Annotated in this window: 13 protein-coding genes; 8 read left to right on the forward strand and 5 right to left on the reverse strand. The window is 71.7% G+C overall.

What is annotated here, in order from left to right:
- The first annotated feature begins 16 nt into the window (after window positions 1-16).
- From IEY71_RS10805 to IEY71_RS10835, 7 genes are all read left to right on the forward strand, one after another.
- The gene (locus tag IEY71_RS10805) at window positions 17-985 is read left to right on the forward strand and encodes an ABC transporter permease (RefSeq protein ID WP_189085346.1); all 969 of its coding nucleotides are present in this window, start codon (window positions 17-19) and stop codon (window positions 983-985) included.
- The gene (locus tag IEY71_RS10810; RefSeq protein WP_189085347.1) at window positions 982-1884 is read left to right on the forward strand and encodes an ABC transporter permease; all 903 of its coding nucleotides are present in this window, start codon (window positions 982-984) and stop codon (window positions 1882-1884) included. Before IEY71_RS10805 ends, IEY71_RS10810 begins: the two co-directional genes overlap by 4 nt.
- Window positions 1881-2879, forward strand: coding sequence for an ABC transporter ATP-binding protein (locus IEY71_RS10815; RefSeq protein ID WP_189085348.1), 999 nt, complete (start codon window positions 1881-1883; stop codon window positions 2877-2879). The genes IEY71_RS10810 and IEY71_RS10815 overlap by 4 nt, the downstream gene beginning before the upstream one ends.
- Window positions 2876-3862 (forward strand): ABC transporter ATP-binding protein, encoded by a 987-nt coding sequence (locus tag IEY71_RS10820; protein ID WP_189085349.1) that lies wholly within the window; start codon window positions 2876-2878, stop codon window positions 3860-3862. Before IEY71_RS10815 ends, IEY71_RS10820 begins: the two co-directional genes overlap by 4 nt.
- Before the next feature lie 70 nt (window positions 3863-3932).
- Complete coding sequence (locus tag IEY71_RS10825; RefSeq protein WP_189085350.1) at window positions 3933-5015, forward strand: tartrate dehydrogenase; 1083 nt, start codon at window positions 3933-3935, stop codon at window positions 5013-5015.
- Window positions 5016-5078: 63 nt separating this feature from the next.
- Entirely contained in the window at window positions 5079-6191 is a 1113-nt protein-coding gene (locus IEY71_RS10830) for a glycerate kinase (protein WP_189085351.1), read from the forward strand.
- 35 nt (window positions 6192-6226) lie between these two features.
- A complete protein-coding gene (locus IEY71_RS10835) occupies window positions 6227-7420 on the forward strand; it encodes a threonine/serine exporter family protein (protein ID WP_229781686.1) in 1194 nt (397 codons plus the stop codon).
- Between the two features lie 30 nt (window positions 7421-7450).
- Here IEY71_RS10835 and IEY71_RS10840 read toward each other — a convergent pair whose 3' ends face one another.
- Complete coding sequence (locus IEY71_RS10840; protein ID WP_189085353.1) at window positions 7451-8710, reverse strand: RNA polymerase sigma factor; 1260 nt, start codon at window positions 8708-8710, stop codon at window positions 7451-7453.
- On the reverse strand, window positions 8707-9075 hold the full coding sequence (locus IEY71_RS10845) for a YciI family protein (protein WP_189085354.1): 369 nt from the start codon (window positions 9073-9075) through the stop codon (window positions 8707-8709). The genes IEY71_RS10840 and IEY71_RS10845 overlap by 4 nt, the downstream gene beginning before the upstream one ends.
- Window positions 9076-9442: 367 nt before the next feature.
- Here IEY71_RS10845 and IEY71_RS10850 point away from each other — a divergent pair, with 367 nt between their 5' ends.
- Window positions 9443-11296, forward strand: coding sequence for a putative Ig domain-containing protein (locus IEY71_RS10850; protein ID WP_189085355.1), 1854 nt, complete (start codon window positions 9443-9445; stop codon window positions 11294-11296).
- Window positions 11297-11335: 39 nt separating this feature from the next.
- Here the strand turns inward: IEY71_RS10850 and IEY71_RS10855 are convergent, their stop codons facing one another.
- From IEY71_RS10855 to IEY71_RS10865, 3 genes are read right to left on the reverse strand one after another with little or no spacing between them, the layout of a single operon-like run.
- Entirely contained in the window at window positions 11336-11725 is a 390-nt protein-coding gene (locus tag IEY71_RS10855; protein WP_189085356.1) for a VOC family protein, read from the reverse strand.
- Between the two features lie 39 nt (window positions 11726-11764).
- Window positions 11765-12433 carry an AraC family transcriptional regulator gene (locus tag IEY71_RS10860; protein ID WP_189085357.1) on the reverse strand — a complete coding sequence of 223 codons (669 nt, stop codon included), beginning with the start codon at window positions 12431-12433 and terminating at the stop codon, window positions 11765-11767.
- Window positions 12434-12458: 25 nt separating this feature from the next.
- Entirely contained in the window at window positions 12459-12974 is a 516-nt protein-coding gene (locus IEY71_RS10865; protein WP_189085358.1) for a nucleoside deaminase, read from the reverse strand.
- Window positions 12975-13161: the final 187 nt, after the last annotated feature.

Raw genomic sequence — 13161 nt, forward strand, 5'->3', positions numbered from 1 at the left:
CCAGGAGAGGACGACGGTGTTCACCTTCATCATCCGACGCGTGCTGTATTCGATCCCGGTGATCCTGGTGGCTTCGTTCGTGCTCTTCTGGGCCGTTCGCTCGACCTTCGATCCGCTCGCGAAGCTCCGCCAGGCGCACGACCCGAGCGTCATCCAGCGCGAGATCGAACGGCTCGGGCTCGACCGCTCGATCGTCGAGCAGTACTTCCTCTGGCTCAAGGCGTTCGTGACCGGCGACTGGGGCACGAGCTCGCGCACCGGGTCGCCCGTGTTCCAGTTGATCGGCGAGGCGCTCTGGCCGACCGCGCAACTCGCGTTCTGGGGCCTGCTCGTCGCCGTTGTGATCGCGGGCGCCGTCAGCGTCTACTCGGCGGTTCGGCGGTACTCGTTGGGGGACAACCTCCTCACGGGCGCGTCTTACCTCGGCATCGCCATGCCGGCATTCTGGTTCGGTCTCATCCTCATCCAGACCTTCGCGGTGTGGCCGAAGGAGCAGTTCGGCCTCGCCGAGCCGCCGCTGTACTTCGTCGGCCTCCACTCGCCGGGGGAGTCCGGCTTCAACCTGGACTACCTGCGCCACCTCGTGCTTCCGGTCGCCGCGCTCATGATCGCCCTCGTCGCGACGTGGAGCCGCTTCGGGCGCGCGGCGATGCTCGACGCCCTGTCCAGCGACTACGTGCGCACGGCGCGGGCGAAGGGCGTGCCCCGGCGCCAGATCATCTGGCGGCACGCCGTGCGCAACTCGCTCGCCCCGTTCGTGACGGTCGTCGCGCTGGATGCCGCCGTGCTGATCGGCGGGCTCGTCGTCACCGAGCAGATCTTCGCGATCCCGGGCATGGGACGCCTCTTCCTCGACTCCCTCGTCGCCGGAGACGTCTTCGTCCTCCTGCCGTGGATGATCGTCGTCGCGATCGCCGTCGTGATCTGCAATCTGCTGGCCGACATCGGCTACGCACTACTGGACCCGAGAGTGAGGCTGCGATGAGCGGGGCAGGACTGGCAGGCAACGAAGAACTCCTCGCCGAGCAAGGGGCGCAGCAGGGCTCGGCCCGCCAACTCCTCCGGCGCTTCCGTGCGCACCGGCTCGCCTTCGCGAGCACCATCGTGCTGCTCGTGCTCCTCGTCGTGTGCTTCGGCGCCGACTGGATCGCGCCCTTCCCACAGGGCAAGCAGGATCTGCTGCTCGGGCCGACCCCGCCGTCCCTCGAGCACCTCCTGGGCACCGACGAACTCGGCCGCGACTTCCTGAGCGAGATCCTCTACGCCGGCCGCATCTCGCTCGCCATCGGCCTGTTCGTCGCCCTGCTCTCCACGTTCGTCGGCACCGCGCTCGGCGCGGTCGCCGGCTACGTCGGCGGCACGCCGGGCGAGCTGCTCATGCGGATCACCGACCTCTTCCTGATCGTCCCGGCCATCGCGCTGCTCGCCGTCATCGTCCAGGGCCTGGGGCCCTCACCGGTCACGATCGTGTTCGCGCTCACGGCACTCGGCTGGACGTACATCGCCCGCGTCGTGCGAGCGCAGGTCCTCTCGCTCCGGGAGAAGGACTTCATCGAGGCGGCGCGGGGGATCGGCGCGTCGAACCTCCGCATCATCGTGTCGCATCTGCTGCCGAACCTCGCCGGGGTGCTCGCGGTCGGCATGAGCCTCGCCGTGGCCTCCGCGATCATCGCGGAGTCGACGCTCAGCTTCCTCGGCTTCGGCGTGCAGTCGCCGCAGACGAGCTGGGGATCCATGCTCAGCCAGGCGGCCGGATACGTGGGAACGCCGCAGGTGTACCTGCTCTACTTCCCCGGCCTGTTCATCCTCGTCACGGTCCTCGCCGTCAACTTCATCGGTGACGGCCTCCGCGACGCACTCGATCCGCAAGGGAAGCACCTGTGAGCGCCGAAGTCCTGCTCGAAGTCGAGCACCTGTCGATCGCCTTCCCCACCGAGACGGGGCTCGCCCGCACGGTGGAGGACGTCTCCTTCGTGCTCCACGCGGGCGAGACCCTCGGCATCGTCGGCGAGTCGGGGTCGGGGAAGTCGATGACCGCGATGGCGATCATGGGCATCCTGCCGAAGTCGGCGATCGTCACCGGCTCGATCCGCCTCCGCGGACGAGAGCTGCTCGGGCTCTCCGACGACGAGTTGCGCGAAGTGCGCGGCCGTCGGATCGCGATCGTGTTCCAGGACGCGCTGGCGGCGCTGAACCCGGTGATGACCGTCGGCGACCAGCTCGTCGAGGCCGTTCGGGTGCACCGCCCGGACCTGAGCGCCGCAGAGCACCGCGCCCGGGCGGTCGAACTGCTCGCCCTGGTGGGCATCCCCTCGCCGGAGCAGCGGATGGCCCGCTACCCGCATGAGTTCTCGGGCGGCATGCGCCAGCGCGTCATGATCGGCATGAGCATCGCGAACGAGCCCGAACTGCTCATCGCCGACGAGGCGACCACCGCCCTCGACGTCACCGTGCAGGCCCAGATCCTCGACGTACTGCGCGAGGTGCAGGCCCGCACCGGGACGACCGTCATGCTCATCACGCACGACCTCGGCGTCGTGGCCGGCAGCGCCGATCGCGTGCTCGTCATGTACTCCGGCGGGGTGGTCGAGTCCGCACCCGTCGAGCCGATCTTCTACGACACCGCGCACCCGTACACCGCGGGCCTGCTCGCCTCCCTCCCCAGGCTCGACCGGCGTTCTCGCGACGAGCGGCTGTTCCAGATCCCCGGGCAACCCCCGTTGCCCACCGCGTGGCCCGCCGGGTGCCGCTTCGCCCCGCGTTGTCGGCACGCCATCGCCGGGCGCTGCGACGTCGCCGTTCCGGCGGCGGTCGAGGTGGGTGCGGGACACACCGCGGCGTGCGTGCGCATCGGCGAGTGGCAGGAGGAAGCACGATGACGGCGACACTGCAGGTCGACGGCCTGGTCAAGGAGTACCGCGTCGGCGGTGGCGGGCTCTTCGGGCGCGGGGGCGAGACGGTGCGCGCGGTCTCCGAGGTGAGCCTGGAAGTCGAAGCCGGGCGGACCTACGGACTCGTCGGCGAGTCGGGCTGCGGGAAGTCCACGCTCGGCCGCACCGTCTCGCGCCTGCAGACGGCGAACGCGGGCAGCATCACCCTCGACGGCGAGGACATCGCCTCGCTGACCGGTTCGGCGCTGCGGGGCCTCCGGCGCAGGATCCAGTTCGTCTTCCAGGACCCGTACGCCTCGCTGAACCCGCGCAAGACGGTGCGTGCCGCCCTCAGCGAACCGCTCGAGATCCACGGGCTGCACCGCAAGAACCGTGCCGCTCGGGTGAACGAACTCCTCGAGCAGGTCGGTCTGAGCTCGCGCCATGGCGATCGGTTCCCGCACGAGTTCTCGGGAGGCCAGCGCCAGCGCATCGGCATCGCCCGGGCGCTCGCCGTCGAGCCGTCGCTCATCGTCCTCGACGAGCCGGTGAGCGCACTCGACGTCAGCGTCCAAGCGGGCGTGCTGAACCTGCTCGACGACCTCCAGCGCGACCTCGGCCTGGGGTACCTCTTCATCGCGCACGACCTGTCGGTGGTCAGGCACCTGAGCGACCGCGTCGGCGTGATGTACCTCGGCAAGCTCGTCGAGGAGGCCCCGGTGGACCAGTTGTTCGAGCACGCGAAGCACCCGTACACCCAGGCGCTGCTCTCCGCGATCCCGGTTCCCGACCCGAGGGTCGAGCGTGCACGGCAGCGCATCGTCCTGAGTGGCGACGTGCCGAGCCCGGTCGACCCGCCATCCGGGTGCCGGTTCCGCACGCGGTGCTGGAAGGCGACGGAGCGCTGCGCGACGGTCGAGCCGCCGCTCGCCGAGCTCGGCGATGGCCAGCGGGTCGCCTGCCACTACCCGGAAGAGCGGGCCGTGGTCTAGGGCCGCGATCATCCCACGCAGAGATCCCCTCGAGACATCCCCGCACACTCATGAAGGTCAGGAACCAGCTATGACGGAACGCGTCCACCGGATCGCCGTGATCCCCGGCGACGGCATCGGCACCGAGGTCGTCCCCGAAGGGATCCGGGCCCTGGATGCCGCGGCAAAGCGCTTCGGGATCTCCCTCGAATACGAGTGGTTCGACTTCGCGTCCGCCGACTACTGGCTGAAGCACGGGCAGATGCTCCCGGACGACTGGTTCGAGACGCTGCGCGGCTTCGACGCCATCTTCTTCGGGGCGGTCGGCTGGCCGGAGGTGGTGCCCGATCACGTCTCGCTGTGGGGCAGCCTGATCCAGTTCCGGCGCTCGTTCGACCAGTACATCAGCCTGCGGCCGTGCCGGCTGATGCCCGGAATCAGCTCCCCGCTCGTCGGCCGCGAGCCCGGTGACATCGACTTCGTCGTCGTCCGTGAGAACACCGAGGGGGAGTACTCCTCGATCGGTGGGCGGATCTTCGACGGCACCGACCGCGAAGTGGTCATGCAGCAGACCGTCATGACGCGCACCGGGGTCGACCGGGTGCTGCGCTTCGCCTACGAGCTCGCCGAGCGGCGGCCGAAGAAGCACCTCACCTCGGCCACGAAGAGCAATGGGATCACCATCTCGATGCCGTACTGGGACGAGCGCTTCGCGGCGGTCGGCGAGGAGCATCCCGAGGTGGATCGCGACCAGTACCACATCGATATCCTCACCGCGAACTTCGTGCTCCACCCCGACTGGTTCGACGTCGTCGTCGCGAGCAATCTGTTCGGGGACATCCTCTCGGACCTCGGGCCGGCCTGCACCGGCACGATCGGCATCGCACCGAGCGCGAACATCAACCCCGAACGCGACTTCCCGAGCCTGTTCGAACCCGTCCACGGTTCCGCGCCCGACATCGCCGGGCGGGGCATCGCGAACCCCATCGGTCAGATCTGGGCCGGCGCGATGATGCTCGACCACCTCGGCCACCCCGACGCCGGCGCCGCCGTCGTGGGGGCGATCGAATCGGTGCTCGCCGCCTCCGAGGATGCGGTGCTCACTCCGGACCTGGGAGGCCGGGGGACGACGGCCCGCCTCGGCCGCGAGATCGCCGCCGCGATCGAAGGGTAGGGCTCGCGTGTGCTCGCTGCTCTGTCCGGCTTCGTTCCCGCTGCCAGCGGCCGATCCCGCCCGATGAAGGTGGTGGTCGCACCCGACTCGTTCAAGGGAACGGTCGGCGCGGACGAGGCCGCCGAGCTGATCGCGGCCGGCTGGAAGGCCAGACGTCCGGAAGACGAGCTCGTGCGCAAACCGATGGCGGACGGCGGTGAAGGCACCCTCGCCGCGCTCGCCGCCGCGATCCCGGGTGCGCAGTGGGAGCACGCACGCGTGCTCGGCCCGGATGGCAGCGCGCTCGACGCGCCGTGGCTCATCCTTCCCGACCGGACGGCGGCCGTGGAGCTCGCGAGTGCCTCCGGAATCACCTTGATGGGCCCACTGGCACCGCTCGACGCCCACACGTTCGGACTCGGCCAGGTCATCGCTGCCGCGCTCGATGCGGGGGCCACGCGGGTCCTCGTCGCGCTCGGCTCGAGCGCGTCCACGGACGGCGGATCGGGGATGCTCAGCGCCCTCGGCGCACGGTTCGCCACCGCCGACGGTCAGCCGATCGGGCTCGGCGGACAGGCGCTCATCAGCCTTCGGGCCATCGATCTCGGCGGCCTCGCCCGTGTGCCGAGCAGAGGGGTGATCGGGCTCTCCGACGTCACCAATCCGCTGCTCGGGCCGCACGGGGCCGCGACCGTCTTCGGCCCGCAGAAGGGCGCGGACGCGGAGGAGGTGCGAGTTCTCGAACGCGCCTTGACGACGTACGTCTCCGTGCTGGGTGACGCGGGCGTCCAGCTCGCCTCCGACGCCGCGGGTGCCGGGGCAGCCGGTGGCACCGGATTCGGGCTCATGGTGTGGGGCGGTCGCCTGGAGTCCGGAGCATCCGCGATCGCCGGCGTGATCGGCCTCGCCGATGCGGTCGACGCCGCCGATCTCGTCATCACCGGGGAGGGGCAGTTCGACGGTCAGTCGCTGGCCGGGAAAGTGCCGTCCGAGGTCCTCAGCATCGGGCGCCGTGCTCACGTCCCCGCCGCGCTCGTCGCGGGCCGGATCGCCGCAGCGACGGACGGGTTCGCGCTGGCCGTGTCGTTGACGGAGTCCGCAGGGTCGACCCGAGCGGCGATGGCCGACCCGCGCCGATGGCTGATCGACAGCGGATCCCGGCTCGCAGCCGCGTTCCCCGCGCCTGCGGCGACGTGACGCGCGAGGCGGCGCGAGAGCTCAGCGATCTCGGCGTGGCCCTGCTGGACGCGGGAGCCTCGGTCACGGACGTGGCGACCTCGCTCACCCGCGCCGCAGCTCGCCATGATGCGGGACGGCTCGACTTCTCGGTGCTGCCGGAACTCGTCATCACCACCGAGCCGGTCTCCGGGGCGACGCTCGTGGCGCAGACTCAGAGCCCACCCCTCGCGTTCGCGCAGGCCGCCGCGGTGAATCGGCTCGCGCGAGCGGTCGAGGCGGGCTCCGTTCCGCTCGCGGACATCACCCGTGGACTCGCCCGCATTCGTGCCGCCGCTCGATCGCACGACGGCCTCAAATGGGTTGCGGGCGCCGCGCTGGTCGCGCTCGGGCTGGCTTTGCTGTTCCGCTGCCCCTGGTGGGCCGTCGTCCTCGCGTTCGTCGCCGGGGCCGGGGTCGGCATCGTCACCAGGCTTCTCGAGCGGATCCGCAGCGCAGCGGCGATCGCACCGTTCCTGACCGCGTGCGTCTCCACCCTGGCGGTCGGAGCCACGGCCGCAGCCCTCGGCACCGGGCCTGTGCCGCTCTACGCCGTCTGCGCGCCGGTCGCGATCCTGGTCCCCGGCGCCGTCATCACGAAGGCGTTGCTCGAACTCACGGCCACCGACATCGTCACCGGGTCGGCTCGGCTGAGCTACGGGCTCATCGTGCTGGGGTTCATGGCGGCGGGCATCGCCGCCGGGGGGACGCTCACGGGCCTCCGAGTCGATCCGCACTCGGTCTCGCTCGTCGGCACTGCCGCGCAGGCGACGGGGCTCGGGTCCGGGTGGCAGCAGCTCCCGCCCGTGTGGTGCTCATGGCTCGGGGTGGTGGTGCTCGCCCTCGGCGTCGGGATCGCGTTCGGCTCCGGCCTCGCGCTCAACCTCGTGAACCTGGTCGTGATGACTGGCGCGTATGCGACCCTCACCGCGCTCACCCCCCTGCTCGGGAGTGTCACCGCGACGGGGGCGACGGCCGCCGCCCTCTTCGTCGCCGCCCGGCTCATCGAGGGACTCACCCTCGCGGTGCCGGCGACCGTGTCGTTCCAACCGGCGTTCCTGCTGCTCGTTCCCGGGACCGTGGGCCTGGTCTCACTGGCCGCGTTCGACCCCGCCGAGGTCGTCGCAGCGCTGCTCACCTTCGTGAGTCTCTGCATCGGCACCAAGATCGGCGAGGCCGTCTCGGAACTCGTCGTGCACCGCAGGGCGTAACGCACGCCGGGCGTACACCCGTCGATCGGCTCAGCCCTCATCGGACGGGGTGATGGACCCCGCGCTGCGCGCGCGAAGGAGACGGCGCTCGGCGAGGTTGTCGGTGAGCTCGGCCGCGCGCTGTTCGGCCGCGGCCGCGGCAGCGGGCTGCCCGTCGCGCCGGAGGAAGGCGCCGCGGACCGCGTGCCAGCGGTGGGACGCGACGAGGTCGGACTCGAGCCGGTCGAGTTCGGCCAGCGCGGCGCGCGGCCCGGCGACCTCGCCGAGCGTGACGGCTCGGTTGAGGCGAACGACGGGCGACGGGTCGTACGCGAGCAGCACGTCGTAGAGCACGAGGATCTGCGGCCAGTCCGTCGCCGCTGTGCTCGCGGCGTCCGCGTGGCAGGCGGCGATGGCGGCCTGCAGCTGCCATCGCCCCGGCCTGCGGAGGCGGGCTGCGGCGTCGAGCGAGGCGCGAGCTTCGGCGATGAGCTCACCGTTCCAACGGGCCCGATCCTGCCGATCCAGCGTGACCAGGTCTCCGTCGCGGGCTCGCGCCGGCTCGCGGGCGCGATGGAAGCGGAGGAGGGCGAGCAGCCCGTGGGCCTCCGCCTGGTCGGGGAGCTCGCCCGTGGCGACCTCGGCCAGCCAGACCGCGTCCTCGGCGAGGTCGCGGTCGGCCGCGGCGTCCGTGTCCTGGCGGAGGTGGGCCGCGTCGTACATGACCGCCACCATCGCGAGCACGAGGTCGAGTCGGGCCGGGAGCTCGGTCGCCGGCGGCACCTGCAGCGGGATGCCCGACGTCGAGATCTTGCGCTTCGCCCTGGAGATCCGCTGCGCCACGGTCGGCATCGGCTCCCCGCTCGCCCGGGCGATCTGCCGGGTGGTGAGGCCGAGCACGGCGCGCAGCGCGAGCGCGAGCTGCGCCTCCGGCGCGAGCGCGGGATGGCAGCACCCGAACAACAGCGGCAGCCGTTCGTCTGCCGGGCCGGCGACTGGCGCCAGCGTCGGATCGGCCAGCAGCGCGACCTTCGTCCGGAAGCGGGCGTCGCGGCGCACCCGGTCGAGCGCGTCGTGGCGCGCCGTCGTCATGATCCAGCCGGCCGGGTTGTCCGGAACGCCGCGCACTCGCCACTCGCGGAGGGCGTGTTCGATCGCCCCGGCCACGCATTCCTCGGCGAGGTCGAGGTCACCGAACGACCGTGCCAGCGCCGTCGTGATCCGGGCCGCGTCGGCGCGGACGATCCGGGCGAGCACGAGATCGGATGCCCCGCCGCCATGCGCCGGCGAGGCATCCGCTCCGGTGGTCACGAGCCGAACAGCTCCGCGTCGTCGAACATGGGGCGGATCTCGACGGCGTTGCCCGGCAGCTCGAGCGACGGCCACGTCTTCGCCATCGCGATCGCGGCGTCGAGGTCGGCGACGTCGATGAGCGTGAAGCCCCCGATGACCTCCTTCGCCTCGGAGAAGGGGCCGTCGACGACGACGGGCGCGGCGTCGCCGGCGCGGACAGTGGTCGCCGTGGCGGCGTCATGCAGGGCAGCGCCTCCGTCGAGGATCTGCGCGGCGTGGTCCCGGTGCCACTGCAGGATGCGCTCCAGGTCGGCTTCGCTGCGCTCGGGTGGCACGGTCGCGTCGAGCTCGGGGGTCGAGGTGAACATGAGGACGTACTTCATCGCATCTCCTAAGCGAACGGCGGCCCTTCCGACGCTCGCAGTTCGATAGCGATCGGGCAAGGCCGATTTCGACAGCCGCGCAGAACGGAGTCGCGCGCGCGTGCCGAGCCCCTTCGCCGTCGCTCCGCGGGGCGACGATGCGGGCGAGGCGTGCCGGGCCCTGCCCTCAGAACTGGGGGCAGGCGACTCCTCTCGCACTGAGGCGGAGATGGTCTTCCGCATGGTTGGATCCAAGGGGGGATCTCGACGCAGCTCTGACGGCGCACGGTGTGGTGCAGGGCGGATGCGGCTGCGGGTCCCGCACGTCTCACCGGACCTCCCGGTGGGCTGCGCCGCGACTGACGGCGGAAGGGAACACGCGAGCACCATGAGCACCTCCCCGAAGCGGCGTCGGACGTTGGGCGCCGCACTCCTCGCCGCGGTGGTCGCGGCGGTCTCCGTGTTCGCGGCCGCACCGGCTGCGGCGGAGCCGATCCAGAATCCCGTCTGGTCGACCACCACGCTCGGCGATCTCACCGTCGGTCAGGATGTCGGCACGATCCAGCTGCAGGCGTCGCCGGCCGACTACTTCGCGGTCACCATGGGCGTTCTGCCGTCCGGCCTGAACATGGACCCCTCCGGGCGGATCACCGGCACCCCCACGAGCGCCGGTGGGTACTTCGTGCAGATCACCGCGGTCGACAATGAGGGCGGCGGCCTGTCCTCGTACGACTTCAACGGCACGGTGCAGGCGGCGCCGCCGCCCGTCACCTGGGTGACGACGTCGCTGCCGGCCGCGACGGTCGGCACCCCGTACTCGCAGACGCTGCTCGCGCAGAACGCCACCTGGTACAACGTGTCGTCGGGAGTGCTGCCCGCCGGCCTGACCCTGACGGGTGCCACGATCTCGGGCACCCCGTCGGTGGCGGGGACGTTCCCGATCACGGTGGAAGCGTGGGGGAACGGCATGTTCGACCTCGCGTACTTCACGATCGAGGTGACCGCTCCGGTCGACCCGTGGATGACGAAGACACTGCCGCAGCTCGAGCAGGGCATCCACATCGACACCGTCATCGACGTGGAGAACGTCGCGTCGCTGCGACTCGTCGCCGGGGCGCTGCCGGCCGGGCTGGCGTTCTTCGAGGACACTTGGCTCCACCTCGTCGGCTCCCCGAGCGCCCTCGGTCCGTACGACTTCACGCTGAGCGTCGACGTGGACGGGGTGAGCTACCCGCAGCGCTTCACCGGAACGGTGAAGTGGCCGATGCCGAGCTTCGCGGCACAGGGGCTCCCGAGGGCGAAGGTCGGTCACCAGTACTCCGCCCAGGTGGTCGCGTCCAACTGGTCCGAGCTCGGCCTCATCGCGGGCGAGCTGCCCGCGGGCCTGACGATGGACGGCTCCGGTGCGATCTCCGGCGTCCCGACCGCGGCCGGTGCGTCCCAGTTCATGGTGACGCTGTCGAACCCGGACTACGCTCCCGGTCTGGTGCTGAAGTCGTTCATCATCTTCATCGATCCGGCCGCGCCGATCTTCACCGACGGGGTCGACCCGCTCGAGTTCCAGGTGGGCGAGCCGTTCAGCCGCACCTTCACCTCCGACCAGGAGGCCGAGTTCTCGATCCGCTACGGCGCCGTCCCTGCGGGCACCTCGCTGACGAGCGAAGGCGTCCTCTCGGGGACGCCGACGCAGTCCGGGTCGTACTCGTTCTCGATCGAGGTGTCGAACGAGTTCGGCAGCACCCTTCGCGTGTACACCGGCACGGTGCTGCCTGCGAAGACCACTCCCGCCACCCCGGTGAACACGACCTCGGCGACCGAGGCGAAGGCGGGTGCCCAGCTCGAGGTCACGGGCACCGGGTTCACGCCGGGCGAGCTCGTCGAGGTGTGGCTGCACTCCACCCCGGTGCAGCTCGGCGAGCTCACGGCGGACGCCGCCGGGAACGTGCGCGGCACCTTCACCCTGCCCGCGAACCTCGAACCCGGCGTGCACCACGTCGTGCTCGTGGACGAGCACGGCGTGGAATACGTCTCCGGCGACCTCACGATCACTGCCGCCGAGGGCGGTGCCGCTCCCGCGGCCCCGGTGACCCCGACGAAGCCGGCCGCCGCGAAGCCGTCGGCGACGCAGCTCCCCGCGCTCGGATTCGAGAGCGGCACCGCGGCGGTCCTCGTCGGCACGATGCTGCTGCTCGGCACGGCGCTGCTGCTGGTCGGCCGCCGACGCACGGACGCAGAGAGGTAGCAGCCCGACGGCAGCGACCCGGCCTATCGGCGGCGTCGCTCAGGGCATCGGGGTGGCGATGCCCACCAGCACGCCGAAGGGATCGCGGACGTACGACACCCGCTGACCCCACGGTTCGTCGTGCGGCTCGGCGAGCGGGGTCGCGCCCGCCGAGACGGCTGCGGCGTACCTGGCGTCGACGTCGTCCGCGAGCAGGGTGAGCTCGAACCCGACCGGCGGGTCCGCGGCGTCGATCGGCGTGTACGGCACCGGCACGGCCGAGCCGCCGAGGCGGTGGCTCGTGAAGGCGAGCGCGACTGCGCCGGTGTCGACCTCGCCGAAGTCACCTGATTCGTGGAGGAACCGCCGGGGCAGACCGAATCCGCGCTCGTAGAACTCGAGCGCGTCGACGACGTCCGGCACGTACACGATCACATATCCAAGTCGCATGCGGTCCATGCTCGTGGAGCCGCGGGCGCCGGTCTTGAACTATTCGGACACATGGAGGGCGGCGAACGCGCGAAGCGGCATCCCGACGAGCGAGCGGAGATCGCGTGCCGCGTGCGACTGGTCGGCGTAGCCCGCGGACGAGGCCGCTTCCGAGACCGGGAGGCGCTGCAGCGAGTGATGGAAGCGGTGCAGGCGGAGGACTCTGCGGGCCTGCACGGGGCCGACGCCGAGCACGGCGAGCACCCTGCGCCGCAGCGTTCGCTCGGAGACGAACGCCGCCCTCGCGGCATCCGCGATCCTCGTGTCCGTCGCCGCCGCGCTCAGGAAGGCGGCCACCAGCGGGTCCTCCCGCCAGCCGACCGCGCCCTCGGCGATCGCATCGGCGAGCCGGTCCTCGGCCGGGCGCCGCCGCGCACGCCATCCGCGCCACGCGGGATCGATGCGGATGTCGGTGGCGGCGATCGGCAGGCGCACTCCGACGACCGCCTGCGCGCGGTCCAGACTCATCGTCACGGCGCGGACGGTCCGGGCGATCAACGCCGGCCCCTCGGGCGTCGCGAGGACGTCGCGCGAGAGATCCGGGATCAGCCGGATCACGGTCGTTCGCCGCCCGACGTCGGTCCAGACCCTCGTGCCGAGGTGCGTGAGCTCGCGGACCTCGACCGCGGCGGCGTCGTGCAGTCCCGGGAGCACCAGTGAGCTCGGCATCCTGCTCGCCCGTCCGGCCCCGGCGTCAGGCCCCGCGCTCGGCGAGCCGGCGCTGCAGCTCCTTGACCTCGTCGACGAGCTCAGGTGCGGGCCCGGTGACCGGGAGCCCAGGGGCGACGGCGTTGATCGGCAGCGCGGCGACCGGCCCCGGCTCGAGGCCCCACTCGGCACGCCACTGCGCGAGCTGCGCCGAGGCGGTGGCGTAGACGATCCGGCCGAGCCCGACCCAGGCGTGCGCGGCCGAGCACATCGGGCAGTGCTCGCCGGAGGTGTACACGACCGCCTGCCGACGCTCGGCCGGGGTCAGGTGCGCGGCCGCCCACCGCGCGATCTCGAACTCGGGATGCCGCGTCTCGTCGCCGTCGCCGTCGGCGACGCGGTTGCGGTCTTCGAAGCGCACGGCTCCGGTGGAGTCGACGAGCAGTGAGCCGAACGGTTCGTCGCCCGCGTCCAGCCCCTCCCGGGCGAGTTCGACGCAGCGCCGCAGGAACGCGAGGTCCCGCGGCTCGATGGCCGGCGCGATCTCGGGCAGCTCGGTCATCGCCCCTCCGCGGTGGTCGCAGGGCGGTTCGGACGGGCCATTCGGTGTGCGTTCACGGCACCCTCCCTCGCTCCACGCCAGGGTACTCGCGTTCGCCCGGCCGAGCCACGGGCCAGTCGGCGTCGGCGGCGCCGGCGCCGGCGACGGCGCCGGCACCGTCGTCCTCGGCGCTCGCCTCCGGACGGCG

The sequence above is a fragment of the Agromyces mediolanus genome (assembly GCF_014648575.1).
Classification (GTDB): domain Bacteria; phylum Actinomycetota; class Actinomycetes; order Actinomycetales; family Microbacteriaceae; genus Agromyces; species Agromyces mediolanus.